The 25,278-nt window shown below is 63.8% G+C and carries 21 protein-coding genes and 1 tRNA gene; 10 read left to right on the plus strand and 12 right to left on the minus strand.

The window, feature by feature from the left end; all coding sequences use genetic code 11:
* Positions 1 to 451: 451 nt before the first annotated feature.
* The 3 genes from VIM61_01385 to VIM61_01395 are packed head-to-tail and all read right to left on the minus strand — an operon-like array spanning position 452 to position 2,670.
* A complete protein-coding gene (locus VIM61_01385; protein ID HEY8899056.1) occupies positions 452 to 1,270 on the minus strand; it encodes a hypothetical protein in 819 nt (272 codons plus the stop codon).
* A 3-nt stretch (positions 1,271 to 1,273) separates the two neighbouring features.
* Complete coding sequence (locus VIM61_01390) at positions 1,274 to 2,035, minus strand: hypothetical protein (protein HEY8899057.1); 762 nt, start codon at positions 2,033 to 2,035, stop codon at positions 1,274 to 1,276.
* A gap of 8 nt (positions 2,036 to 2,043) precedes the next feature.
* Positions 2,044 to 2,670, minus strand: coding sequence for a hypothetical protein (locus VIM61_01395; GenBank protein ID HEY8899058.1), 627 nt, complete (start codon positions 2,668 to 2,670; stop codon positions 2,044 to 2,046).
* A 687-nt stretch (positions 2,671 to 3,357) separates the two neighbouring features.
* Between VIM61_01395 and VIM61_01400 the strand changes: the two genes are divergently transcribed.
* On the plus strand, positions 3,358 to 3,672 hold the full coding sequence (locus VIM61_01400; GenBank protein HEY8899059.1) for a hypothetical protein: 315 nt from the start codon (positions 3,358 to 3,360) through the stop codon (positions 3,670 to 3,672).
* A 95-nt stretch (positions 3,673 to 3,767) separates the two neighbouring features.
* The gene (locus tag VIM61_01405) at positions 3,768 to 4,220 is read left to right on the plus strand and encodes a hypothetical protein (GenBank protein ID HEY8899060.1); all 453 of its coding nucleotides are present in this window, start codon (positions 3,768 to 3,770) and stop codon (positions 4,218 to 4,220) included.
* A gap of 417 nt (positions 4,221 to 4,637) precedes the next feature.
* On the opposite strand, the gene VIM61_01410 is transcribed toward VIM61_01405, so the two are convergent.
* On the minus strand, positions 4,638 to 4,793 hold the full coding sequence (locus VIM61_01410) for a hypothetical protein (GenBank protein HEY8899061.1): 156 nt from the start codon (positions 4,791 to 4,793) through the stop codon (positions 4,638 to 4,640).
* A gap of 472 nt (positions 4,794 to 5,265) precedes the next feature.
* Positions 5,266 to 7,671, minus strand: coding sequence for a phage/plasmid primase, P4 family (locus VIM61_01415; GenBank protein HEY8899062.1), 2,406 nt, complete (start codon positions 7,669 to 7,671; stop codon positions 5,266 to 5,268).
* Positions 7,672 to 8,050: 379 nt separating this feature from the next.
* On the opposite strand from VIM61_01415, the gene VIM61_01420 reads away from it, so the two are divergent.
* Positions 8,051 to 8,482 carry a hypothetical protein gene (locus VIM61_01420; protein ID HEY8899063.1) on the plus strand — a complete coding sequence of 144 codons (432 nt, stop codon included), beginning with the start codon at positions 8,051 to 8,053 and terminating at the stop codon, positions 8,480 to 8,482.
* 146 nt (positions 8,483 to 8,628) lie between these two features.
* On the opposite strand, the gene VIM61_01425 is transcribed toward VIM61_01420, so the two are convergent.
* Positions 8,629 to 8,700 (minus strand) — tRNA-Lys (locus VIM61_01425).
* Between the two features lie 72 nt (positions 8,701 to 8,772).
* Positions 8,773 to 9,288 carry a redoxin domain-containing protein gene (locus VIM61_01430; protein HEY8899064.1) on the minus strand — a complete coding sequence of 172 codons (516 nt, stop codon included), beginning with the start codon at positions 9,286 to 9,288 and terminating at the stop codon, positions 8,773 to 8,775.
* A 93-nt stretch (positions 9,289 to 9,381) separates the two neighbouring features.
* Between VIM61_01430 and VIM61_01435 the strand changes: the two genes are divergently transcribed.
* The 3 genes from VIM61_01435 (at position 9,382) to VIM61_01445 (ending at position 15,871) form a co-directional block, all read left to right on the plus strand.
* Complete coding sequence (locus VIM61_01435; GenBank protein HEY8899065.1) at positions 9,382 to 10,437, plus strand: hypothetical protein; 1,056 nt, start codon at positions 9,382 to 9,384, stop codon at positions 10,435 to 10,437.
* A gap of 70 nt (positions 10,438 to 10,507) precedes the next feature.
* Positions 10,508 to 12,208 carry a dihydroxy-acid dehydratase gene (gene ilvD / locus VIM61_01440; GenBank protein ID HEY8899066.1) on the plus strand — a complete coding sequence of 567 codons (1,701 nt, stop codon included), beginning with the start codon at positions 10,508 to 10,510 and terminating at the stop codon, positions 12,206 to 12,208.
* Between the two features lie 12 nt (positions 12,209 to 12,220).
* The gene (locus VIM61_01445) at positions 12,221 to 15,871 is read left to right on the plus strand and encodes an AMP-binding protein (protein HEY8899067.1); all 3,651 of its coding nucleotides are present in this window, start codon (positions 12,221 to 12,223) and stop codon (positions 15,869 to 15,871) included.
* Position 15,872: 1 nt separating this feature from the next.
* Here VIM61_01445 and VIM61_01450 read toward each other — a convergent pair whose 3' ends face one another.
* A complete protein-coding gene (locus tag VIM61_01450; GenBank protein ID HEY8899068.1) occupies positions 15,873 to 16,703 on the minus strand; it encodes a squalene/phytoene synthase family protein in 831 nt (276 codons plus the stop codon).
* The gene (locus tag VIM61_01455) at positions 16,703 to 17,791 is read right to left on the minus strand and encodes a DUF362 domain-containing protein (GenBank protein ID HEY8899069.1); all 1,089 of its coding nucleotides are present in this window, start codon (positions 17,789 to 17,791) and stop codon (positions 16,703 to 16,705) included. The genes VIM61_01450 and VIM61_01455 overlap by 1 nt, the downstream gene beginning before the upstream one ends.
* 69 nt (positions 17,792 to 17,860) lie before the next feature.
* Here VIM61_01455 and hemW point away from each other — a divergent pair, with 69 nt between their 5' ends.
* Entirely contained in the window at positions 17,861 to 18,955 is a 1,095-nt protein-coding gene (hemW, locus tag VIM61_01460; GenBank protein ID HEY8899070.1) for a radical SAM family heme chaperone HemW, read from the plus strand.
* Positions 18,952 to 19,992: an FAD-dependent monooxygenase gene (locus VIM61_01465; protein ID HEY8899071.1), complete on the plus strand. Its 1,041-nt coding sequence runs from the start codon at positions 18,952 to 18,954 to the stop codon at positions 19,990 to 19,992. Before hemW ends, VIM61_01465 begins: the two co-directional genes overlap by 4 nt.
* 13 nt (positions 19,993 to 20,005) lie before the next feature.
* Here VIM61_01465 and VIM61_01470 read toward each other — a convergent pair whose 3' ends face one another.
* The 3 genes from VIM61_01470 to VIM61_01480 form a co-directional block, all read right to left on the minus strand.
* Complete coding sequence (locus tag VIM61_01470; protein ID HEY8899072.1) at positions 20,006 to 20,776, minus strand: menaquinone biosynthesis protein; 771 nt, start codon at positions 20,774 to 20,776, stop codon at positions 20,006 to 20,008.
* The gene (gene mqnE, locus VIM61_01475) at positions 20,773 to 21,894 is read right to left on the minus strand and encodes an aminofutalosine synthase MqnE (protein HEY8899073.1); all 1,122 of its coding nucleotides are present in this window, start codon (positions 21,892 to 21,894) and stop codon (positions 20,773 to 20,775) included. Before mqnE ends, VIM61_01470 begins: the two co-directional genes overlap by 4 nt.
* 212 nt (positions 21,895 to 22,106) lie before the next feature.
* Positions 22,107 to 22,436, minus strand: coding sequence for an HPr family phosphocarrier protein (locus VIM61_01480; GenBank protein ID HEY8899074.1), 330 nt, complete (start codon positions 22,434 to 22,436; stop codon positions 22,107 to 22,109).
* 72 nt (positions 22,437 to 22,508) lie between these two features.
* Here VIM61_01480 and uvrB point away from each other — a divergent pair, with 72 nt between their 5' ends.
* Positions 22,509 to 24,698: an excinuclease ABC subunit UvrB gene (gene uvrB, locus VIM61_01485; GenBank protein HEY8899075.1), complete on the plus strand. Its 2,190-nt coding sequence runs from the start codon at positions 22,509 to 22,511 to the stop codon at positions 24,696 to 24,698.
* A 60-nt stretch (positions 24,699 to 24,758) separates the two neighbouring features.
* Positions 24,759 to 25,214, plus strand: coding sequence for a hypothetical protein (locus tag VIM61_01490; protein HEY8899076.1), 456 nt, complete (start codon positions 24,759 to 24,761; stop codon positions 25,212 to 25,214).
* Positions 25,215 to 25,278 lie beyond the last annotated feature (64 nt).

The following is a 25,278-nucleotide window of genomic DNA, read 5'->3' on the forward strand; positions in this document are numbered from 1 at the left end:
GTCGCCACTTGCGTGCGGCAGAATCGAGACTGCCCAGCCCCGGAAGCTTCGCCCCCTGCCGCAATGCAATGGCGGCCGCACCGCCTAGTCCCGCCCCCACGACGGCACCTCCCACCGCCGCGCGCTTTGTAGTCGCCCCACCTTCGTCCTCTCCAGGCCGACCGAGAATCTGCCCACCAACGAAAGTCCCGCCCCCACCGATCGCCGCACCAGCCCCCGCAGCCGCGCCGACCGACTTCAGAACGCTTCTGACATTGGATCCGCGTCGGAATCCTGGGATCAACCCAAGCGCAGCGCCACTCAGGCCGGCGGAGATGCCAGCCTGCAACCAAGCCGGAGTTTTGCGTTGTGGCTCATCGGACTCCGAAAATGCAAAAAGAGGCAACCGAGATAGCAGCACCCGGTGGCGCGGGATTCGAGAAGCAGAGGCAGGCATTCTCGCCGCGCGGTGTCAACTCAACCGCGCCCCGTCGCGCCCCTCGTTAATTCCGCGCAGCCGCCATCCGTTTTTCAATTGAGCTTGCCGAAACCCCTCTATCGCCGAATCGGACTTCGTTCGAAAATATCCCGCACACTCCCCCAGACGCTCGCGCCATCCACGCACAGCCTTGGAGAGTGCCTGCCGTGAAACTCCTAACCGCCGCGCCGCTATGGAAACAATCTCCCCATTCCCGCGAAGCCAACCTCCAGTCGCGATGTCGAGCGCCACAATTTTTGTTTGTGAACACCCGCCCGGAATGAGCTCGTCGAGGAGACGATGAAGCACCGCGACCTTTCGCCGGTCGGCAAAATCAAGATGCTCCCGCCAAAATTTCTCGAGTCGATCAAACCGTTCTGGAGGCACCCTGACCGCGGATTCTGCCCACTTTCGGTCGAAACCGTCAGCGACGCCCCACTTGCTCGCAACTGCCAGAGCGAGGAGTTTAGCATACCCTTCTCCCGGCTCGCTCTCAGCCAATTCGACAATAGCGAATCGAAGCCCGTCCGCCCGCTCGTCTTCAGCGTCGCGACTCCCTTCACCAAGTGTTTCAAAAAACTTCTCTTGAAAATCGTAGCCTTCGGCTCGCGCGATCAAGGAACTCACGACCTCATCGACATCCCTGTCATCGCCTTCCCTTACGCAGTCGAAGCCAACTTTCAGCCCATCGAAATCTTTGATTCCTTTCGCTCGGAGTCGCTCCCGCTCCGTGGCCGGCAGCGATTGCAACCACCCGTCAAATTCCGCACGGGCACGATCCCGCCAGCCCGAATCATCTTCGCGGGTAATCACGCTCTACAGGCTTTCCATGCGCTCACGGATGAGAGCGGCAAATTCCAGCATCGGCCGCATCTCACAAAGCGCAGCTTCGCAACGCTCGCGGGTCCAGCTTCGAAGCTTCTGTTGACCACGCCAGGTATCGAAATCCGCGACGACGCGCCCGAGCAAAACGGTTCTCCTTCCGACTCCTACAGGGTGCCACCCTCCTTTTCTTTCGCCGACAGACTTTTTCACCTCACCAGCCTCAATGGACGCGGCTAGTTCCCCGACTGACAGGCCATGCTGCACCACCGCTCGCGCCCATTTAGCCGCATCATCCGCCGTCTTCGCACGCTCCACGGCCCGCAAATGGGCCGCAGGCAAAGGAACTTCCAACCGCGCGGCAACCATGATCGAAAGTCTGCCGCAGCTTTGAACCTTGTTGAGTTCAACGACATCGCGCCAGGACAAGGCCCGCCATTGCTCGTTTGTCATACGCCCCTCGAGAAACAACGCCGCAATGCCCGAGGTCGCGACACCTGTAGAGATAGTGCCTTTCGGGATTCCGAGTTCGCGAAGCGCGGGAAACGGCTGAAAAGCGTCTCCATCCCGCCGCCGCAGCTCAACGAGGAGCAGCCCGAGCTTTTTGAACCCGGTGCTCATCGCGCGATCCGCGTCCGCGACACCCGCCGCTACGCCAACGATCTCACCCAGCAAATTCTCGCGCGACAAGCTTTGCAGCCCCACACGAACCCTTTCCGCCGGCGCGGATTCCTCCCAATTGAGCAGCGCGCGCATCACTGGAACTATTTGCGTTGCTCAACCTGATTTGCCACTTCCGCCAGTTCGACGCACAGCGCTTCGAACCGGTCATCACTTGGCAAGTTTTTCGCGGCCTCCAAGCACCGCGCACGACAGGAGTTCACATGCAGCGTTAGCTTGCGGGCATCGCGCAAGGAGCGCAGGCAAGGCTCAAGAGCCCGCCAAGCCGCCTCCTCTCCACTTCCCGAGGGATAGAAATCTCCGCTACCAAGAAAGTCCACCCCCGCTTTCACGGCAGCCGGAAGAGCCGCCAAAGCAGCATCCTCCGCGCGAGAAAGATTCGTCTTCGCCGCCGGCTGAATGAGCGCAAAATCGTCGGCCAATGCCTGCCAAGCCGCAGGGTTTCCACCCAGGCATCGTCGCTGTTCCCCGGCCTTAAAGTCATCACTCGTTTTTCCTCCCACCGCAGCCCGCATCGCACTGGCTCGCGCGTCCGCCGCCGCGACCGCCTCAAGTCGCTCGATGGTCGATTCTCTCTCAAACAAAGCGCGGGCCTCGACCGCCGCGGCATCCGCTTGGTCGACAGCCGCAAACATGGAATCGATCTCTAAAAAACGAGCATCGAGGGCGGAATAAAAGGAGTCAATTTTTCGGCGAGTTGTGCTGCTCATGCACACCGCTTCGGCGTCAACTCTGCCGCAAAATTCGATCCATGTAAGAGCGGACCTCCGTGTAAATTCCACAGACCTCCTCAAGAGATGCTCCGTCTCCAAAATCGATCCGATCAATCACACGATCGAGCTTTCGCACCAACGAGATCCCTTCTCCCTGGAGTCGCCCGCTCGCCTTCAACAAGATTCCTCGGCAGCACGCGTCGACGTAATCCCGAAGCGCTTCAACGAGGCTATCGATCTCCTCATCGGACATACACTCCTCACTGGCAGCGCTGCTGCGAAGAGCATCGAGTTCCAAAAATAGCTTCTCAAGCTTGGAAGTGTCTCCTGCCGCCCCATCCAAGATCTCATTCGCGACCTCGTGAGCGACCCCCCTCAGTTCGCGACAAAGGCATTCCTCCGTGCTCTCACGCCCCCTCGGCCTCTCGCGACGCGAACAACTCAAGAAGGCCGCCCTCACAAGCAGAAGGCATTCTTGCTCATCCTCTGAAAATCCACGCCCTTTCTGCGGAAGCACGCTCTCGGCCATTTCAATCGGAGGCTGTCAATTCCGAAAAAAAATTCTGGCCCAATTTTTGGCACACATCCGCTACACGCACATCCCCATCAAGCACCCGTGCGCCCCATCGATCTACGACCTCTTTGTCCGGACAAAGGGATCGCAGTTCAGATCGAAATTTGAAATTGAATCCCGCCGCGGCGGCCCCCATAAGGCGTCTAATGAAGGAACAAGCAGCCATTAGAATCGGATCATTCCTCGCGGTCGACCTGGACGACAACGAAGTTTCCGGCCCTTTCAAATCCGCCCGCGCGGCCCGCGCGTGGATTGCTCGAAGCGGGAAGAAAGCTTGGGAGGTCGAGACAGATTTCGAAACTCGAGAGAGCATCGAACGGCGCGGCAACTTTGGGCGCTACATGATCCTCCAAGGAATCACGGAAATTCACCAAACTCCCTGGGGCACCGATAGCCACGCAATTCGAGAGATCACTTCCAATTAAACTCGACCGTTCCACATAGAACGAACGGGACTTTAGACGCCTAATAGGCTCCCACGCGCCTCTTGCGCATTTCATTCGGCTGGCGAGATTCTTGCATGCTGGCAAAGATTCTTCCCGACCTCGATTTTCTTCGACTCTACAGGGCAGAGGGCCTCTGGTGCTTTGATCGCCACGATCTGGGGTTGGAGCGGGAGCTGTTCGTAGGAGGAATGACAGAGCTGATCGACGCCGTGATCGCCGAGAAGCCCTTCCCTGTGCCAAACCCCGTGCTTCTCTTCGGGGGAGAATTCAATCCTTCCACCCGCCTGACTTTGATCTGGAAGGAATCCCGCGCCCAGGAGGACGGTGAATGGAACCGTTACCACTGCCGGGAAATGGACAAGGATGGCTGGCTCGGCCCATGCCTGCTCCGCTTTTTCCCAGAGGCGCCACAATACCTCCATTTCGAGATCTACGACGCCGAGGATCCTTTTTCCGTGCGTCTCGTCCAGTGGCTTTCGAACAAAGAAATCGGATCGCTCGCCGCCGCCGCTCTGAATCAAAAATAGACAGTCAGTCAGTTAGCTGGCGCGATCCTGCCCAGGCTGCCCACACGAAAAAACAGCCAGGCGAGTTCCAATTTCTCGAAGAGCTGCACCACTCAGAGGAACTAAGCTATCGGCCGACGCCGGCATGAGCCAGGCGACCGATCGCTTGTGACTTCGCAAAAGATAAACGGTGCCCTGCGACAGCCGCTTTTCAATCCGCGGCCAATCACGACGAAGCTCATCAAGACCAATCGTCACGATATCCGAATCGTCAGGATTTTCCGCCATAACCAAACATCACAATCTTTGGTAAGAATCCTGTCAAATCAACTGAACTTAACTCAAAAAATACCCCTCATGGGTAAACACGGCACCTGCCTACGGCACACCTGTTAACAAGACGACTTAATAGATTCCTTTACCACCGCGGTGGTTAACTTATTCGCGCGCGATCAGGATGATTCCAGGGTCGAAATCCGGCGAGTGGATTTCAATTGCCTCGAAGAGAGTCGCGCACACAACTTCGCCATTAGCACGGCGAATCTCGATCTGAAAATCGGCATTTGTGAATCGCCGCCGCAGCTGCTTCAGCACTTTGGCAACTCCTCTGATTCGCATCGGTCTGTTTCGCTTCATGGAAAAGAATAGGCCAGCGCCCACCGCACCTGCGGTCCCGAACTCAAAACGGACGGGCGCTGACCCGCCCAGCGCAAAATGTCAACCGTGACGTTCACCCAGCTCGATCCTGCACGCACATCGGATGCTGCACATCCGAAATACAGAGTAGAATGGCGAGCGTGAAAGGTGTTTAGGATGAATGGCGAGTCTACTTCTCCTGTTTTACAGCACAGTAATTCCAAACTTTCCTTTTTTATGAGCCCATATCTTTCTCACCCTTCACAAAAACTCATAAAATTGTCGTGCAAAACAACTTACAACTGTGAATGACAACTCTTACCAATGACATACTGTGAATGATGATCCTTCACAACGGTGCTCCTCAAAAAGAAAATGGGCGCTAGGCCAATGGCCCGCGCCCTAATCCGATCATCTAAGTCAGAAATTCTTACTCACTCGCTCCTTGCGGCCGCCAATTTCGGAAATGGAATCCAAAATAACTCATCGGTTGTTTCCTGCATCCTTCGAACCAAATACTTGCCTTTTTCTTAAACTCTTTCAGGTGAGGCATTTTATTTATAAACTCACGTGACAGAGAATCGCTGTCCTGGAAGTGAGGCTTCACACCCTCCCACTCACACCACTCTTTATATTCCGCAAAGAGCTGCTCCACCGTGAGGTAAACCTTTGCAGAATCAGCACTATCAACCAACTCCACACACGCCTCCCAGAAGGCCTTCGCGCTCGAGCGGTGCATCTGGATCTCTTTCGCGGCTCGCGCGCTGTCGGCCGTCTGCTCAAAGTGCCCTCGCTCCATGAGCCGGTGCAGACCCTCGAGCGCCCAGCGGAGAATGCCGCTCATCTCCGCCTCGAACTTCGCGACCAGGCTGTAGTCCTTTTGATCCTCCGGGATCTTGTTCTCGAAGGTCACCTGACACAGTCGACGAAAGAACCCGTCACTCGTGTCTGACGTCGATGCCCGCACGTTCGAGGCCATAATAAAGCGCCCTTGCGGCCGGTAACTGTAGCCGGCCTTGTGCTTCACATCCACGCCGATTTGCTCGCCCGAGGTGATCGCCTTGATGAGATCGATGTGCTTGAACGAGTCGCGATTGAGCTCCGTCGCGAGGTAGAGCCGCTTGCCGACGAGCTGCGCTCGCTGGAAGGGATTGTCGAGCTCCTGCAGGCGCAGGGCCATCGAGTTATCCTCACCGATCAATTTCGTGAGCACCTCGATCAGCGTCGACTTGCCCGTGCCGCCATCGCCGTAGAAGAAGAAAAATTTGTGATAATTCAGCTGCGGCGCCAGGCAGTAGCCAAAGATCTCCTGCACCTGCCGCTGAACATCGGCCGCCGGCAGCATCTGCTCGAGCCAGGCCTTGAACCGCGGGCACTCCGCCTCGCCCTCGTAGGCGTGCGGGATCTGAACGGTCGAGAGGTATTTCGGATTGTGCGGCGTGAGCGTGAGGTCCCGCATGTGGAGCATCCCGTTCGCGCAGTTGATGAGGTCCGCATCGTGCGAATTGAAACGGTCGACGTGCATCGCCACGCGGTTCGCCATGAGGTCCTCGATCGAGTTCACAAGGTAGCTCGTCATTTCCTTCCGCGCGTCGAGGTGCGATCGCAACGCGGCCATGATCCATCGGCGCGGCTCGCGCTGAACGTCCAATCGGCGCCAGCGCGTTCGCTCCCACTGCCACCACTCCTCGCCGGCGTAGCGCGCGACGAATTCCTCACTCAGCACGCCCGCGAGCTCGTCCTGGTGGACCTTCAGTCCCCCACGATCACCATACGAGAAGCAATGTGAATACCGGATCTCCTCCGGCGGCCTCGCCGTCTCCGCCCAAGCCTTGAGCGCCAGATACGCCGCATCGCGCACCTCCTCCGCCTCACAGGAATCCCCGAGGCCGACGACGTCCGGCCGCTCGTCGAGAAAGCCCAGCCAGTCAGTGATGTCGGCTTTATCCGGGCATTCTGGCCACTTCTCCGCGAGATAAACGGCGCCGAGGCGGCCGCAGGCCTCTCGGAGGGCCTTGCAGACCTTGTTTACGTGGTTCCGGCCCGCGTCATCGTTATCCCCGAGCACGACCACCCACTTGCCCTTGAGCGTGCGCAGGTAGCTGTCGCGCCACTTGCCGGCGCCCATCGGCACCGTGGTTGAGAGGAGGCCCAGCTCCTTCAGCGTGTCCGCATCCTTCTCTCCCTCGACGAGGAAGATCGGCTCGCCCTCTCCGGCCGCCTCGATCTCCGGCAGCCGGTAGAGCACCGGCTCGATGCCATCGAGGAAATACACCCAGCCATCCACCGCCGGCCGCTCGCCTGGCTTCGGCTTTCGACGCTGGCGGAACGTCTTGTCCCGCTTCTCTCCATCCTCACTCTCCCATTGGAAGCGCACCGTCTGGTGCAACACCTCGCCGTCACTGTCTAGATAGTCGTAGATCGTCGAAATGACGTAGCACCGGCCGCCCTGCTCGAAGCGTAGCGTCCTGGCCCACTCCGGCTGAATGCTCGTGTCGCGAGGCTTCTCCGGTTTTTTTTCTTCGGCCACGGTGGCACGATTTTTGCGCCTGACTGGCTTACTGCCTGCCTCAGCAGGCGAGCCGCCGCCGCGGGACGACGCCACCCCGGCGAGGGAGTGATAGAGTGTGATCGCTTCGCGATTGGAGATGGATCGAGCAAGCTCGATGAGGGTGACTTCGTCACCATGGTGCTCGTCGACTGCGTGGTCCTTGAAAAACCAGCGCCCATCCCGTTCAAAGACGCTGAAGGACTCGTTCCGATCCTCACGGAACGGGCTGCGCATCACCTTCTTCGGCACGCCGGGCAACCCCAGCACGCGCCAAAGATCCGGCATTGGCAGCTTTTGTTTACAACGCTCGAGACTGTCCATCACGCGAGGAGAGGCACGCTGTCAGCTTGGTCAGATCGACGCCGGCGGCCGCCGGCCCGAGAGAAAAGAAAATGCACGTCCCTCAGTGAATTTCTTTCACCTCGTAGATCTCAAGAGCCCGCCGAACGGCATTGGCATCAAAGAAGACCGATCGATATCCGAGTCTGACCACAGGAATTTTCCTCTGGCACGCCAGCCGCCGGATACTTCGCGCCGTGATTCGACGCCCCGTCGGATCCAGCTCCATTGCCATTTCAACTGCGCTCAATAACCGCCCATCGACAGAATTCGCTTTTGTTTTCATCGATTCGACGCGCACTGTCAATTTTGCACATTGCACATCATGGTCGATGCAATCCCCGTTGAAACCCTTGCTCACCTCGTCGGCCTAAAAAGGCGGAGGATCGCGCAACTCGCGAGTGAAGGAAAAATTCCAGGCGCAGTTCGCACGAACGGATACCATTTCCGATACCCAGACACCGAAGAGCTGCGAACTTGGATCAAGGAGCAGAATTCATCCCGAACGCTAGGCGATGGAAGTCGCTGGGGACCTCAAACGCGCCGAAAAAAGACCAGCGGCGCCGGCAGCGGCGGTCTCACGTTCCTGCATCAACCCCGCGCCAACTTCGAGCACTGGCTGAAACGAATCGGCGGGAGAAATGCGATCTTGGCTCTTGAGCAGGAGAAAAAAATCGAACTCCTAGAGGGACTCTCGGAATTTGAAGATCTGTTGCACGCAATTCGAAAGTCGCTGCAGAACCACTCAACAGACTGACCTTATTCGCTGCCAATTCGCTGCCAATTTTTTGTGTATTTCGGCGCAAAATAGCATTTTTCCGAGGCGAACAACGTCAAACAGAAACACCCAATGAACCGTCTCTACAGCCTGCATTTAAGCTGATCCCAGAGTAATTGGGGAGATGGGTTGGCTGGGACTCGAACCCAGAACCAATGCCTTAAAAGGGCACTGCTCTACCATTGAGCTACCAACCCACTGGAAAAATCTGACGAGCCGCGGAAAGTAACCATCGCGCTCCCTCAGGGCAAGCAGGGAATTCGCTCTCGTTACTTCAGGGCCGCCACGGCGGCCTCGACTTCCTGCGCGTGGGTCTTCGTCTGGGCCTTCGGAAAATACTGCACGACCTTGCCGTCGCGGATGAGAAACGACTGCCGCTGCGCCATGCCAAGAGGAAGCGTCGGCACGCCGAAAGCGGCGATGACCTTCCCGTCGGCGTCCGCGATGAGCGTGAAAGGCAGATCGTATTTCGCCTTGAACGCCTTCTGTGCCTCGGGCTTGTCGTGACTCACGCCGATCACTTTCACGCCGACTTTCTTCAGGTCAACGATCCCGTCGCGCAGCGAGCAGGCCTGGGCGGTGCAACCCGGAGTCCCCGCCTTCGGATAAAAATAAACCAGCGTCAATCCCTTTGCCGTCGCCTCCGTCAGATTCACCGGCTGGCCGTTCTCATCCGGCGCGGTCACGTCCGGCACGGCAGCCCCGACGGCAAGGGGCATGGCCCGGAGATTCATTCCAAAGAGGCTGGCAAAGATCATGGCAGGAAGGAGGAGGCGGCTTTTCATGGTTATTCTGATACGGATGAAGTCATTCGGCGGAGCTTTATTCCCGGAGGAGCTTTGATATTTCTCGCATGCGACCTTACCGTGCGCATCCCCATGCGTCTGGTTCGCTCCTTTTTTCTGCCCATCGCGTTCGCCGCCGGCCTCGTCGGCTGCCGGCCGTCGCCGCCCGTGGATGCCCGTCTTGCCTCGCCGATCGAACTCGCGAAGGAAGCCGCGCCGCAGAAGCTCGAGCGCATCTTTGCCAACGCTCGCGCAAAGGCCCTGCTCGCCGGCCAGTCCCTCGCCTTCGCGCCGGAGCGTCCCGACGATGCCGCCGCGCTCCAGTCGCCTTCGACCTGGCGCCGCCTCGATCGCGCCGATCGCTTCGACGCCGTGCTGCTCGCTGGCCCCGCGGGAGAGTTCCAGCCGCTTCTCAGCCACCTCGTGACGTCGCCGGACTTCCGCCTCGTGCGCGTGGACAACTGGGGCGCGCTTTTCGTGCGAGGAACGCCGGCGGCCTACACCCCGCCGCCGCCCGGATCGGTGGCGCGTGATCTTTCCGACGCCGATCGCGGCGCGTATCTCGCGCGAATGGCGCTCATGCTGCAGGCCGTCGATGAAGTCGCCGCTGCGAAGGCCTATTCTGCCGCCGCGCTGGATACCGCGCCGAAGGAGCCCATCGTGCATGTTGCGGCCGCCGCCCTCGCCCTGACGCGGAAGGATTACCAGCCGGCCCTCAAACAGGTCCAGCAGGCCCTCGCATTGAATCCCCACGACCTCGGCGCGCTCGAGATCGCCGCCCGCACGTTCACCGCCGCGGGTGCCGCGGATCAGGCCTGGGCTGTTGCCACGGAGTTGAAATCCCGCGCTCCGGCCGACGACATGAACGTCCTCTTCCTCCACGCCCGTCTCGCGAGCGCGGCCCACGCCTACAGCGCCGAGCAGGATTCCCTCGAGCGGCTCATCGCCCTCGCCGAGAAACAGAATCTCCCGACCGGCGACTACCGCGTTTATCTTGGCCAATGCTTTGCGCACCAGGGCCTGCCCCGTCCCGCCCTGGAGCAGCTCGAGCTCGCCGCGAAGGCCCCCAATCTCAGCGACCAGCAGCGCGCCGATCTCGACACCGCGATTTCCACCGTTCGCGAGCGGGCCGGGCAGCTCAGCCAATAATTTCGTTCGGCAATCCAGCGCTTCCCCTCCCCTCAAGGAGGCGCTAATTTCGCAACCCCTACACCTTTCTATGAAGTCGAAAGCACCCGCCGCCAACATGCGCCCGCACTCCTCGATCGTCCTCGACGGGCCGCACCGCGCGCCCAGTCGCGCCATGCTCTACCCCGTCGGATTTACCGACAAGGACTTCGACAAGCCGCAGATCGCCGTCGCCTCCACCTGGAGCATGGTCACGCCTTGCAACATGCACATCGATCTCCTGGCCCGCGAGGCCGCCATGGGCATCGACGCCGCGAAGGGCAAGGCCACGATCTTCAACACCATCACGATCTCCGACGGCATCTCGATGGGCACCGAGGGCATGAAATACTCGCTCGTGTCTCGCGAAGTCATCGCCGACTCGATCGAGACCGTCGTCGGCTGCCAGGGCTACGACGGCTTCGTCGCCATCGGCGGCTGCGACAAGAACATGCCCGGCTGCATGATCGGCATCGCCCGCCTGAACCGCCCCGCAGTGTTCGTCTACGGCGGCACGATTCTTCCCGGCTGTCTCAACGGCCGCAACCTCGACGTCGTCTCGGTCTTCGAAGCCGTCGGCCAGCAGGCCGCGGGCAAGATCACCGACGGCGAGGCGCATGCGGTCGAGAGCTGCGCGATCCCCGGCCCGGGCTCCTGCGGCGGCATGTATACGGCAAACACGATGGCCTCCGCGATCGAGGCCATGGGCTTCAGCCTGCCGAACAGCTCCGCGCAGGCCGCCGTCTCGCAGCACAAGAAGGACGACTGCCGCAACGCCGGCGCCGCCGTCATCGAAATGCTCCGCCGCGGCATCAAGCCCTCCGACATTTTCTGCAAGGAGGCCTTCGAGAACGCCATCACGACCGTCATCGCCCTCGGCGGATCGACGAACGCCGTCCTCCACCTACTCGCCATCGCGCACTCCGCGAACGTGAAGCTCTCGCTCGACGATTTCACGCGCATCGGCAAACGCGTCCCCGTGCTCGCAGACCTCAAGCCGAGCGGCAAATACCTGATGAGCCAGCTCGTCGAGATCGGCGGCATCGTTCCGCTCATGAAGGAACTCCTCGGCGCCGGCCTGCTCCACGGCGACTGCCTCACCGTCACCGGCAAGACGCTCAAGCAGAACCTCGCTCCCTTCAAACGCTACCCGAAAGGCCAGGACATCATCCTGCCGCTCAGCAAGCCGATCAAAAAGGAAAGCCACCTCGTCGTCCTGCGCGGCAACCTCGCTCCCGAGGGCGCCGTGGCCAAGATCAGCGGCAAGGAAGGCGAGAAATTCAGCGGCACCGCCCGCGTTTTCGAGTCCGAGGAAAAGGCGCTCGCCGCCGTGCTCGAAGGCAAGATCAAGGCCGGCAACGTCATCGTCATCCGCTACGAAGGGCCGCGCGGCGGTCCCGGCATGCGCGAGATGCTTTCGCCCACCAGCGCCGTCATGGGCGCGGGCCTCGGCAAATCCGTCGCCCTCATCACCGACGGCCGCTTCTCGGGCGGCACGCACGGCTTCGTCGTCGGCCACATCACGCCCGAGGCCTTCGAAGGCGGCCCGCTCGCCATCGTGAAGAATGGCGACCCGATCACCATCGACGCCATCTCCCACGAGCTCACGCTCGACATCCCGGCCGCGGAGATCAAAGCCCGCCTTGCCGCGTGGAAAAAACCCAAGCCGCGCTACCGTCGCGGCGTGCTCGCCAAATATGCCTCGCACGTCACCACCGCCTCGCAGGGCGCGGTCACGGACGCCGGCTTCTAGAACTCTTCCATCATGCGCGATTCCCTCGTGCCGGTGCGTCGCCATCTCGAGATTTCGAGACAGCCCGCCGGCTCTCCATTCCACACCTCCCAGGTCTCGATCAGTTTCGGAGAGACCATCGAGGCCGGCGCGCTCCGTGCCGCCTGGGAGCTGATCGCCCAGGCCCATCCGGCCCTCCGGCGGAAGTTCGACGCCGCCGGCGGAGTCACCGATACCGCGAATCCCGCCTTTGTCTGGAACGAACGCAACTGGCAGACCGGCGCCCCCGCCGACCTCGGCGCCGAGTGGCAGACGCTTGTCCAGACCGATGCCGCCACGCCCATCGCCGTCGGCGAGGAGCCCACCTGCCGCATCACCTTCATCGTCCTGCCGAACGGCCACGGCCACGCGCTGTGGTCCTTCCACGCCGCACTGCTCGACAACGACTCCATCTCCGCCGCTCTGCACCGCTGGCTGCACGCCTACGATTGCCTGCGCACCGGCGCGGACGCTCCGGAATTCGAATCGTCTGCCGAATCCGCGGAGGCCGAAGCCGAACTCGCCACGCCCGAGGACTTCGTTCCGCCGCGCCCGCTCATCGTCCTTCCCCTGCCAGATCCGGCGATCACCGCCGGCACCCGCCGCTCCGTTTCGCAAACCTTCGAGCGCCCCGAGCGTCGGGAATTCGTCGCCGCCGCGAAGAAGCTCGGCGGCAGTCTCTCCGCGCTCTTCGGCTCCGCCTGGGCCTTCGTTCTCGCCCGCGCCACGTCTTCCGACGAAGCTCTCCTGCTCGAAACCTCGCGCCCGCCCGAGGGCCTCGGCCGCTTCGAGACTTTCACGCTCCGCCGCCGCCCGGTCGAATCCCACGCCACCGCCCGCGACCTCGTTCACGCCTTCGCCGAGATTTCCGAGCTTCCGCTCCCGCCCGCCGACACCCTCGTCTCCGCCTACATCTTCCGCGAGCACACGCTCAACGACCGCCTCCAGCTCGAGGTGCCGCGCTGGATGGCCGCCGATACCCAGCTTTTCCAGAAAACCGCGCCACCGCTGGCGCTCCGCGTCGTCGCCTCCGATCGCCCCGAGGTCGCGCTGGATTACGATTCCGCCCTGCTCTCCGACGCCGCCGCCCGCACGCTTTTCGACGCCTTCCTCGGCACCCTCGCAGCCTTCGTCGCCGATCCCAGACTCGAGCTTGCCACCCTCGCCCTCCCCGGCACGCCCGCCGAGGTCGAGACGCCCGACGTCCCCGGCGCGTTCCGCTCTCTCGTCATTGTCCAGGGCATCCACGAAACTTTTGCCGACGCCGCCGCCGAGAGCCCCGACGCGATCGCCGTCGAGATGGACGAAGAGACCCTCACCTTCGCGCAGCTCAACAACTCCGCGAACCAGGTCGCCCGGCTTCTTCGCAAGCGGGGCGTGCAGGCCGGCGCTCGCATCGGCGTGGCCATGCCCCGCTCCCCGCGCTGGGTCGTCGCCCTGCTCGGCGCGCTCAAGGCCGGCGGTGTGATCGTGCCGCTGAGCCCCGAGACCGGCGAGGCCGACGTCGATGCATGGATCGTCGATGCATTGCCCGAAGGCGAGGCGCGTCCGAAGCCCGTCGTGCAGATGATCGCCGACGCCGGCGCGCTCTCGAACGAAAAGGCCCGCGGCGTCCAGACCGACGCGAAGGCCGATCCGCAGGCGCTCGTCGCCCTCGTCGACGGCAAGCCCCACACCTTCACGCACGAAGTTCTCGCCCGCGCCCTCCAAAGCCTCGCCGGGTTGCTCGCCCTCGAGCCCGCCGACCGCGTGCTGCAGTTCGCTCCCACCGGCACCTTCCCCGCCGTCGAGGAAACGCTCGCCTCGCTCCTGAGCGGCGCGACGCTCGTCCTGCGCTCCGGCGACCGCTGGCCCACCCGCACCGCATTCCAGGAATTCGTGCAGGAGAAGAACATCACCGCGCTCACGATCCCCGTCGCTTTCTGGACGCAGTGGACGCATTACCTCACCGAGCTGTCCCTCACGGTGCCCGCGTCGCTCCGACTCGCCGCCACCACCGGCAGCCTTGCCGCACCGAATGCCGTGCTCGCCTGGCGCGCCGTCGCGGGCTCCACGCACTGGCTGCACCGGGTCACGTCATCGGTCACCGGCGGCCTCGGTCTCGGCTCCGACTGGTCCGCGGAGGATTCTCTCGCCGCCTGCAGCCTTGGCCGGCCCACGCCGGCCGCCGTCGCCCGCATCGTGGATCGCCACGGTCTCGCCCTTCCGCTCGGCCTCGCCGGCACGGTCGAGGTCGCACCCGCCAGATCGCCGGACAAGCCCGCCACGCTCGGCATCGAGGCCTTTGTTTCACCCGAGGGCATTTTCTACGACCGCACCGCGTTGCAGGAACTCGTCGTCGGCCCCATCGGCCAGGGCGCGGCGGAGACCATCCGCCACGTCGCGATCACGCACCCCGGCGTGCTCGATGCCCATGTCGAGCAACGCCTCATCGCCGCCCGCCAGGAATGGTGCCTGTGGATTGTTCCCCGCGATTCCGAGCGCGGCGAACCGCACGACCTGCGCGAATGGCTTACGGCACGCCTGCCCGCCGCTCCGCGCCGCATCCGCGCGCTGCCTCGATTCCCGCTCGACGACGCCGGCAATCTCGACGTCGCCGCCCTCGTCGAGCAACTGCCCGACGACGTCGCTACCCCCGCCGCGCGCAAGGGCACCGAGGCCGAGGAACGCGTGCGTCAGGCCATCTCCCGCGCCCTCGGCGGCCGCCGCATCGAACTCGACGAAATCCTCACCGACGGCCGCACGAAACCCCAGGTCGCGAAACTTCTCTTCGAAGCCGTCTTGCGCGACGAACCCCGTGTCGAACTGGCCGATTTCACGACGGGCTTCTCCGTCCGCTCGCTCCTGCGTAACGTCCGTGGCCGTGGCCGCGCCGCCGGCACTCCCGCTGCCGCCGCTCCGGTCAGCGCCTGGACGCCGATCCAGCCGCTCCGCGCCTCGGGCAAACTCCCGCCCCTCGTTTTCATTCACGATTTCGACGGCACCTCGAAGGGCTACGCGCCGCTCGTCGCCCAGCTCGGGGAAGACCAGCCCTGCTACGCGATCACGGCCCGCGGCCTCGCCGATCCCGATGCCAGCCATGCCACCGTCGAGGAAATGGCCCGCGCCTACGTCGAGGCGCTCCGCGTTTTCGATGCCACCGGCCCTTATCGCCTGCTCGGTTACGGCTTCGGCGGCCTTGTCGCCTTCGAGATGGCCCGCCAGCTCAGCGCCGCCGGCGCGAGCGTCCCGTTGCTCGTCGGTCTCGCCACCGAGCCCCCCGCCACGAACTCCGCCGCCGCATTCCTCGCCGGCGGCTGGAAGCGCTCGCTCGCCTCGCTCCTCGGCCGCAAGACCGAGGAAACCCCGCGCCGCCGCCGCACGTCGGAGAGCCCGATCTCTCGCGTCAACGAAGAGGCCGCGCGCAAATACTCCCCGCCGGCGTCCGCCCTTGCCGCCCACATCTTCGTGCCCGAGCAGAATTTCCCGCCCTTCCGCGTTGTCGAGATCGGCTGGACGGCCACCTGCCGCGACGCGCAGTTCTATCAGGTGCCATGCAGTGGCCCGGAAATGATGGACGAGCCCGCGGTCGAGGCCATTGCGAATGCGATCACGAAGCTTGCCCGCGCCGAGGAACTCGACACCGAGCTCGAGAACGAGGACTGATCTACCGCCGCCACAGCGCGGGCAAAGCGAGCAGGAGCACCCGGCGCACGTCTCCGCGCGAAACCTTCACCGGCCCCGAGTCGATCTCGATGCGCGACAGCGTCTCGAGACCGATCCGCGCCGGCGGCAGACTCGCGAAGCGCACCCGCCCGTTCTCCACGGCTGCGGCCCATTGCAGGCCGCTCTCGAGGCCCACGCGGGCCCGTCGCTTCACGTCGATGAAGTCCGCGTCCGGCACGTAAACGCGCCCAATCGCCGCATCCGCCAGCCGGTCGCGCAGGATGTTCACGAGCTGCAGGCCCTTGCCGTAGGCCACCCCGAGCGCCACCAGCTCCTCGATCGGTCGATGCGTGAAATCCGGCAGCAGGTCCGCGCACAGCCGCGTCCAGAATTCACCGACGCTCCCGGCCACCAGGAACGTGTATTCCTCGAGCTCGTCCCCGTTCAAAGGCTCCGCCGATTCCGGAAAGCGCACGAGGTCGAAAAGCTGCCCGTGCAGGATATGGTTCCACACGCCCCACAGCCGCTCCTGCGCCCGCGATTCCTCCAGCGCATCGAGCAGCTCCGGCAGCCGACGCAACAACTCCGCCTCCGCCGGTTTCTCCTGATGCTTCACCAGCGCGCTCAGCGCATGGTGGGCGATGTCGCCATGGCGCAGCTGCTGAAGCGCTTCCACCCGCCGCTCCACCTCGGCCCCGGACGTATCCGCAATGCTATCCGAGGCTCGCGCCAGCAGATAACCGAGGGCAATCGGCTCGCGCACCGCCGGCGGCAGCACGCGAATCGTGATGTAAAACGACCGCGAAACATCCCGCAGAAGCTTCCAGTTCATCAGCGCATCCCGGGCGTGTCCGCCCCCACCCGGATCAGATCGATCTCCGGCTCGAGAAAATTTCCCAGCCCCATCGCGGACGCCGTCTCGACATGGGCGGCGACCGGCGCCGCCGGCGGCAGCTTGTTCGGCCCGCGATACTCGTCGATCAGCCGCAGGGCCGTCGCATCGATCGCCACCGGATCGATGCTCGCATAGATCGTGAAATTCTGCCGCGTGAAATTGGGATTCGGAAACGGCCCGCCGGCGAACTGCAGCGCCAGCCCGTCCATGATCGTCAGCACCACCTTGTCCCGCACCATCGCGTCCTTGTAGATCTCGCCGACGTAGGGATTCCCGTGATCCGGCTCGCGAATGAATCGTCGCCAGTTGTCCACATTCCACAGCGTCATGTTTGCCAGCGCGCCGTTCAACCCGCACATGAAGCTGTCGCACAGCGACGGCAGATTGATGACCTTCGTCACCCGCTGGCTCAGCACCGTCGCAAAAAAGCTCGTGCTGCTCAGCTGATCGCCCCTCGAAAGAATATCCTCCATGCGCGTGCCCTTTTTCTCACCGAACTTGCTGTCACCCCAGATCAATCTTCCCAGCACCGGCGCCGTCAGCATCGCCTGCCGGTCGTAGCCCGTCGAAGGATCGATCCCCTCCACGCGAAAATCCGGATCGCGTTCCGAAAACCCCGCCGCGCGCAGGTCCTCGATGTTCCGGTCCCACACGATGATGCGATCCGGTCGCACCCCCGCCGCCTGCAATCCGCGCGCCACCGCCCGCACGACCGCCGGATGCGTCCCGCTCATCGCGCCCGGCGCCGCCGCGACCTTGATGCCCACGACGTCCGTCGGCTTCACCAGCGCCAGCCACGCCGCCGCGACCGAGGATCGCTTCGTCACCGCCATCACCACATCGTCCACCATCTTCTGCACGACCGCCGGCGTGGGGGTGAAGCCGTTCGTGAGCGCCCGCGGATCCGCCGCGTAATATACCTGCGACCGGGCGGCAATCGCCCGCGCTACGGGCGTCTCCTCCGCCAGCTGCGCCCCCACAACCAGCGGCCAGAGCGCGAACAGAAAGACGAAACGACGGATCACGGCGCAGAGTGTCGACGGAGCCACGGGAGCTGTCAAACCGGCGCGAATGCCATTGCGCGGCGTTTCCGGATGGACGACCCTGCCGCCGTGATCGAGCACCTCTACGCGCATATTCCCTTCTGCCCGAAGGTGTGCCCGTATTGCAGCTTCTACAAGGAGGCGAGTGACCGGAACAAGACGCGCGCCTTCCTCGACGCAATGCTCCTCGAGGCGGAGAGCCACGCCGCCACCCTCCAGCCCCGCACGATTTTCTTCGGCGGCGGCACGCCCAGCGCGCTCAGCACCTCCCAGCTCGAATACCTGCTCGCCGGCCTCCGCGAGCGCCTCGATTTCTCCGCGGTCACCGAATGGACCCTCGAGATGAACCCGGCCACTGTCTCGCACGAAAAGGCCCGCGCGCTGCTCGACCTTGGCGTCAATCGCATCAGCATGGGCGTGCAATCCTGGCACGACGGCGAGTTGAAGATTCTCGGCCGGGTGCACACCGCCGCGCAGGCCGAGCGTTCGTATCGCATCCTCCGCGAGGCCGGCGTGCCTAACGTCAACCTCGACCTCATCTTCGGCGTGCCCGGCCAGTCCCGCGAAAGCTGGCGCGCCTCACTCGAGCGCACCCTCGCCCTCGAGCCCGACCATATCTCCGCCTACTGCCTCACCTACGAGGAGGACACCGATTTTTTCCTCCGCCTCCAGCGCGGCGAAATGCGTCCCGACGAGGGCCTCGACGCCGATCTCTTCGAGCTCACGATGGACCTCCTCGGCGCCGCCGGTTACGCCCAATACGAGATCTCGAATCACGCGAAACCCGGTCGCGAATGCCGGCACAACCTCGCCTACTGGACCGCCGCGGACTACGTCGGTCTCGGCCCGAGCGCCTTCTCGACCGTCGGTGAGAGCCGCTGGAAGAACGTGAGCGACACCTCCGATTACGTGGCCCGGATCGACGCCGGCACGGATGCCGCCGACTACCGCGAGCGCGTCGATGCCCGCACGCGTCGCGCCGAGCAGCTCGCCTTCGCCCTGCGCACGAACGTCGGCATCGACGAGAACTCCGCCGAAGTTCTCCGGCTCCGCGACGCGGGCTATCTCGAGGCCCACGGCGACCGCTGGGTGCTCACGCGCTCCGGAAAAATGGTGGCCGACGCCATTGCCGAGACCTTCGTGTGAACAACCGCTACGACGCGATCATCGTCGGCGCCGGCCCCGCGGGATCGGTCTGCGCCGCGGCGCTGGCACGCGCCGGAAGCCGCGTTCTCCTGCTCGAGAAATCGCGCTTCCCTCGTGACAAGGTCTGCGGCGATTGCCTGAACCCCTCGGCGCTGCCGATTCTGGACCGCCTCGAGCTTCGCGAACGTCTGCTCGCGCTGCCGCATGTCGCCGCCCGCGAGGTCAGCTTCCACGGCATCGGCGTGCGCCCCGTTTCGTTTCCCATCCCGCCCGGCGCGGAAATCGTGGTAAAGCGTCGGGATCTCGACGCTTTGCTCGTGGCCCGCGCGATCGAGCTCGGCGCGGAATTTCGCGACGACATGGCCGTCACTCGCGTGGCCCCCGGCTGGCGCGTGGAAGCCAACGGTGAGGAATTCGTCGCGCCATTCCTCTTCGCCGCCGACGGCCGGAATTCCACCGTCGCCCGCCTCACCGACCGGCTGCCCGCAGCCCGGCGCGAGCGCACCGCGATCCAGGGCCACACCGTGCGTCCGGACTGGCACGGCGATGCCGTGCGGATGCTCTTTCATCCCGGGGGCTACGGCGGCACCGCCCGCGTGAGCGCCGACGAGATCAATGTCTGCCTCGTCGCGCGCCCCAAGAATCTCGCCGCCGTGCGCGCCCGCGCCGAGCGGGAATTCGGGCCGCTCGAATGGCGCACGATTGCTCCGCTCACCCGTCGCGACGGATTCCCGATCGCCGCGGACGGCCTGTTTCTGCTGGGCGATGCCGCGCGCGTCGTCGAGCCCTTCACCGGCGAAGGCATCTCCTACGCGATGCGCTCGGGCGAACTCGCGGCCAGCGCGGTCCTGGCCGGCGGCGACGCGGCGGCCCGCTATCGCCGCGACCACGCTGCCATGTATCGCGGCCGGCTTTGGGTGAACCGCCTCGCCCGCTTCGCCGGCGAGCATCCGCGCCTCACTTCGCTCGCCCTGCGGGCCTTCCGGCATTGGCCGGCGCCGCTCGGAATGCTCACCGCCAAAGTCGTTCGGGCCTGACTCGAAGAGCCAGTCAGACGTAGCGCAGATCGGCTTCGCCGCTCACGTTCACGAAACCATGCTTGCGCAGGAGCGTCGCGAAGAGCGCGATCGCCTGCTTCTCCTCGGCGCCCAGATCGAAGCGAATGAACTCGGAAAGATACCGGCGCACGAAGGCCGGGTCGGGATACTCCGCCGCGATGCGCTCCCGCTCGGCGAGCCCGCGAACCTTCGTATCCCGCAACGCGTCCGCGAGCGCGGCGGCAGCAGGCAGTTCCGGCCGGAAAACCCAGCACGCAAAAACGAAAGGCAGACCGGTGCAACGCATCCACTCCGCGCCGAGATCGAAGAACTCCCAGCCGTCCGCGGCGTGCGTCTGCCGGAACTTCACCGCGGCGTCCCCGATGAGCAAGCGGGCGCCGAGTTCGTCCGCCGGAGCGTCGAGATAAGCGGGCTCGAAGTCATAAAACTCGGCAAGCAGGCATTGCAGCAGGTGATTCGACGTGTGGGAGGCGGGGTCGAGCGCGATCGTTTCCTGGGCCGTGAGCGGTCCCCGATGAGCGACGTAGACGCTGAAAACCGCACCGCACGCGGCGATGGCGATGCCGTCGGCAATCGTCGCAGACGGCCGCTCCACCGCCTCGTAGACCGGCACGAGCGCGGCATCCAGCTCACCCGCGGCGAAGCGCTCGGCGAGACGCGACGGGAGATCGAGCGAGACGCGATCCTCGAGACCGGCAATGAGCGGTCGCGCGTTGAGATAGGGCACCGAGCCGATCCGGCGACCGGCAAAAGCGTCGCTCACGCCGCCTGCAACTCCGTCGGCGAAGGCAGGCGCTCGTAGAACGTATTCCGCTGCATCGGCTCGCGCCCGGCCTCGCGAATCGCCTTCTCCATCGCGTAGATCGTCTGCAGCTGCGGCGTCGTCGCGCCGGCCATGTGAAAGATCTTCTCCTCGCGGATCGTGCCGTGCAGATCGTCCACGCCGTAGTTCAGCGCGAGCTGCGCGAGCGGCAGTCCGAGGCTGATCCAATACGCCGTGATGTGCGGAAAATTATCGAGGTAGATGCGGCTCACCGCGAGGTTGCGCAGCTCCTCGAAGCCCGTCGCGTGCGGGATGTCCTTCAGCGAGGGACGGGCGCCGTCCGGCTCGAACGCAAACGGAACGAACGCCGTGAAGCCGCCGGTCTCGTCCTGCAGTTCGCGCAGGCGCCGCAGGTGATCGACGCGATGCCGCGTCTGCTCGATGTGGCCGTAGAGCATCGTGCACGTGCTTTTTCCGCCCATCTGATGCCAGGTGCGATGCACCTCGGCCCATTCGTCGGCGGTTTCCTTGCCGCGGCAGATCTGGTCGCGAATCTCCGGATCGAAGATCTCCGCGCCGCCGCCGGTGATGGCGCCGAGGCCGTTCTCGCGCAGCAACTCGAGCGTTTCGCGGATCGAAAGCTTGAAGACGCGCTCGGCGAGATGGCGAATTTCCACGGCGGTGAACGCCTTGATGTGCAGCGCGGGGTCGAGCGCCTTCAGCGCGCGCAGCAACTCGAGATACCACTCGCCGGGCAGCGTGGGATGCAGGCCGCCGACCATGTGAATCTCGGTGATGCCTTCGGCGAGACCTTCCTTCACGTTGGCCTCGATCTCGGGGATCGCCAGCTCGAAGGCATGCGCCTCGCGCTTCTTCGCGCCGAATGCGCAAAACTGGCACGAGAGGATGCAGACGTTCGAGTAGTTGATGTAGCGATTGTGAATGTAGGTCGCGACATTCCCGTTCTTGCGCTCGCGAATGATGTTCGCGATCGCGCCGATGCCGTTCACGTCGTGGCTCTCGTAGAGCACGGTCGCATCCGCGTCGGAGATGCGTTCACCCGACGCCACCTTCTCGTGAATGGGCAGCAGCTCGGGAGACAACAGGCGGAGATTCATAAGGTGATGACCGCGAAACTTTTCACGACTTGGCGTCTCATCGCAATGCCGGATTGCAACCGACCCCTCGCGCGCACGCGATCTTCAGGCAGGCCGCCGGGTCTCGGATCAGGCGCGAACTCCTCGCGGTCGAAGATGCCCGCCGCAAGCGGCAGCTCCTCGACGAGCTCCAGGCCGAATGCGCCGCGGCGACGACCAGATAATCCGGCGCCTCAGGCGCGCTGACCCGGCCCCGCATCGCGATGGCCGTCGTCGGAGACCCGGAAAACCTGCTCCACGGCCGCGGCGGCAGCCTGTTCATCGTCACCGTTCGTCACGAGATCGAGCGTCGTGCCCATCGTGGCGCAGAGCGCGACCACGCTGAGGATGTTGCGCACGTCGGCGATCCGCCCGCCGGACCGGAGGGAGATCGTGGATCGAAAACACTGCGCCACTCGCACCAACCGGGCGGCGGGGCGGAGGTGGAGGCCTGCTTCCCAGGGAATCGTCACCGTTGAATGCTTCACGAAGCGTCCGACAACGCCATTTCCCGCTCCGTTCATATTTTTTTGGTCTCGCCGGTTCCCCGTGTCGCGGCCTTGCGCGGAACCGGTCGCCACGTATGTTGACCGCTTATGCCTTTCGAGCTCGCGTCGAACTACCAGCCCCGGGGCGACCAGGCCCAGGCCATCGACAAACTCACCCGCTCGCTGCTCGCGGGGAATCGCCACCAGACGCTGCTCGGCGTCACCGGCTCGGGCAAGACCTTCACCGCCGCGAACATCGTTCGCGAGCTCGACCGGCCGACGCTCGTCATGTCGCACAACAAGACGCTTGCCGCGCAGCTCTACAGCGAGTTCAAGCAGTTCTTCCCGCGCAACGCCGTCGAGTATTTCGTCAGCTACTTCGATTATTACCAGCCCGAGGCCTACATCCCCCGGTCGGACACCTACATCGAGAAGGATTCGTCGATCAACGAGGAGATCGAGCGCCTGCGCCTCTCCGCGGTGAGTTCGCTGCTTTCGCGGCGTGACGTGCTCATCGTCGCCAGCGTCTCGTGCATCTACGGCCTCGCGTCGCCCGAGGATTTCCTCCAGATGCTCGTCACGATCCGCGAGGGCCTCCAAATGACGCGCGAGGCCTTCCTCGGCAAGCTCGTCGACATGCTCTACGAGCGGAACGACATCGCGTTCGAGCGCGGCCGGTTCCGCGTGCGCGGCGACACCGTCGAGGTGCATCCCGCGCAGAACGACGACCGCGCGATCCGGGTGGAATTCTTCGGCGACGAGATCGACCGCATCAGCGAGTTCGATCCCCTCACCGGCGACGTCACCGCCCGGCTCACGAACCTCACGCTCTTTCCGGCGAAGCAGTTCGTCACCCCGCACGACAAGCTCAACGCCGCGATGCGCAACATCCGCACCGAGCTCGACCAGCGCGTGATGGAGTTCGAGCGCGACGGCAAGCTCATCGAGGCGCAACGCATCAAGATGCGCACCGAGTTCGACCTCGAGATGATGCAGGAGATGGGCTTTTGCAACGGCATCGAGAACTACTCGCGCCACCTCACTGGCCGTCCGCCGAACAGCACGCCCTACACGCTGATGGATTTCCTGCCCGAGGACACCCTGCTCATCATCGACGAGAGCCACGCCACGATCCCGCAGATCGGCGGCATGTATGCCGGCGATCGCTCGCGCAAGTCGGTGCTCGTCGAGCACGGCTTCCGCCTGCCCAGCGCGATGGACAACCGCCCGCTGCGCTTCGACGAGTTCATGGCGAAGACGCACGACATCGTCTATGTGAGCGCCACGCCCGGGCCGTTCGAGATCCGCAACAGCGTCGTCGGCAACAAGGGCTACATCGCAAACCCCGACAAGAATTTCCCCGAGCAGGTCGAGGCCGCGCGCATCGCCGGGCAATACAACCCGATGGAGCTCGTCGCCGCGTTCGACTGCCACACGCCCGGCGCGCCACTCGTCGCCGAGCAGATTATTCGTCCCACCGGCCTGCTCGACCCCAGGATCACCGTGCGTCCGCTCAAGGGCCAGATCGACGAGACGATCGAGCGCTGCCGCCAGCGCATCGAGATCGGCGAGCGCGTCCTCATCACCACGCTCACGAAGCGCACCGCCGAGGATTTGTCGGACTACCTGCGCGACGTCGGCATGAAGGTCCGCTACCTCCACAGCGACATCGACACCATCGAGCGCGTCGAAATTCTCCGCAGCCTGCGCGCCGGCGAATGCGACGTCCTCGTCGGCATCAACCTCCTCCGCGAAGGCCTCGACCTGCCCGAGGTCTCGCTCGTCTGCATCCTCGATGCCGACAAGGAAGGCTACCTCCGCAGCCAGACCAGCCTCATCCAGACCGCCGGCCGCGCCGCGCGTCACCTCAACGGCGAAGTCGTCCTCTTCGCCGACGTCATCACCGGCAGCATCCGCGCGCTCATCGAGATCACCGACTACCGCCGCGGCCGCCAGATCGCCTACAACAAGGAGCACGGCATCGAACCGAAAAGCGTCGTCCGCGCCGTGCAGGAAAGCCTCCACGTCATCCTCAAGAGCAGCCGCGACCTCGAGAAATCCATCGTCGCCGAGACCGCGCCGGACTTCGATCTCCACGAGCTCATGCAGGAACTCGAGCGCGACATGGCCACCGCCGCCGCAAATCTCGAATACGAACGCGCCGCGCTCATCCGCGACCAGATCGCCGAGCTGAAGGCCGGCAACGGCCTCGAAAAGATCACGACCACGCCGAAGCCCGTCAAATACTCGGGAGGGCGAGGCTCCCGCCGAGCCGTCTCTCCCAAAAGGAGCAGATAAAAGAACAGCCCGTAAGAATTTCGGCTCGGCCGGAGCCTCGCCCTCCCGTAACCAAGACGCATGGACGAGATCGGGCGGCACCATCCGGCCCATGGTGTGCATATCACGCTGCGCGAACCCACGATCGTCTTTCTCACCGTCTGCACCAGGGGCCGCCAGCCATGGCTGGCCTGCGAGGAGGCCGACGCATCCCTCAGCCAGATTTGGACCGGCGCGACGGCCTGGCGCGTTGGGCGTTACCTCCTCATGCCCGATCACCTCCATCTGTTCTGCGCGCCCACCGACAGCGAGATATCCCTCGACGCATGGGTCCGTTACTGGAAAAGCCAGTTCCGCCGCACCTCCGGCCGCCCGGACTGGCGCTGGCAGACAGATCACTGGGACACCCGCCTCCGCCGCGGAGAAAGTTACTCCGAGAAATGGACCTACGTTTGCGAAAACCCCGTTCGCGCCAATCTCGCCACCAGCGCCGAAGCTTGGCCGCACCAGGGCGAGATTCATCATCTCCCCTGGTAACCGGGAGAGCGAGGCTCCCGCCGAGCCATCGCTCAAAGATCCTCGCTCAAAAAATTGGCTCGGC

Source organism: Chthoniobacterales bacterium (genome assembly GCA_036569045.1).
Taxonomy (GTDB): domain Bacteria; phylum Verrucomicrobiota; class Verrucomicrobiia; order Chthoniobacterales; family JAATET01; genus JAATET01.

Bases quoted from the DNA above. Each gene is read 5' to 3' on its own strand.
- hemW (HEY8899070.1), top strand. From the start codon at position 17,861: ATGGACGACCCTGCCGCCGTGATCGAGCACCTCTACGCGCATATTCCC.
- VIM61_01430 (HEY8899064.1), bottom strand. From the start codon at position 9,288: ATGAAAAGCCGCCTCCTCCTTCCTGCCATGATCTTTGCCAGCCTCTTT.
- VIM61_01480 (HEY8899074.1), bottom strand. From the start codon at position 22,436: ATGAACGGAGCGGGAAATGGCGTTGTCGGACGCTTCGTGAAGCATTCA.
- VIM61_01405 (HEY8899060.1), top strand. From the start codon at position 3,768: ATGCTGGCAAAGATTCTTCCCGACCTCGATTTTCTTCGACTCTACAGG.
- ilvD (HEY8899066.1), top strand. From the start codon at position 10,508: ATGAAGTCGAAAGCACCCGCCGCCAACATGCGCCCGCACTCCTCGATC.
- VIM61_01490 (HEY8899076.1), top strand. From the start codon at position 24,759: ATGGACGAGATCGGGCGGCACCATCCGGCCCATGGTGTGCATATCACG.
- VIM61_01450 (HEY8899068.1), bottom strand. From the start codon at position 16,703: ATGAACTGGAAGCTTCTGCGGGATGTTTCGCGGTCGTTTTACATCACG.
- mqnE (HEY8899073.1), bottom strand. From the start codon at position 21,894: ATGAATCTCCGCCTGTTGTCTCCCGAGCTGCTGCCCATTCACGAGAAG.
- VIM61_01395 (HEY8899058.1), bottom strand. From the start codon at position 2,670: ATGAGCAGCACAACTCGCCGAAAAATTGACTCCTTTTATTCCGCCCTC.
- VIM61_01390 (HEY8899057.1), bottom strand. From the start codon at position 2,035: ATGCGCGCGCTGCTCAATTGGGAGGAATCCGCGCCGGCGGAAAGGGTT.
- VIM61_01445 (HEY8899067.1), top strand. From the start codon at position 12,221: ATGCGCGATTCCCTCGTGCCGGTGCGTCGCCATCTCGAGATTTCGAGA.
- VIM61_01420 (HEY8899063.1), top strand. From the start codon at position 8,051: ATGGTCGATGCAATCCCCGTTGAAACCCTTGCTCACCTCGTCGGCCTA.
- uvrB (HEY8899075.1), top strand. From the start codon at position 22,509: ATGCCTTTCGAGCTCGCGTCGAACTACCAGCCCCGGGGCGACCAGGCC.
- VIM61_01415 (HEY8899062.1), bottom strand. From the start codon at position 7,671: ATGCCGGATCTTTGGCGCGTGCTGGGGTTGCCCGGCGTGCCGAAGAAG.
- VIM61_01435 (HEY8899065.1), top strand. From the start codon at position 9,382: ATGCGTCTGGTTCGCTCCTTTTTTCTGCCCATCGCGTTCGCCGCCGGC.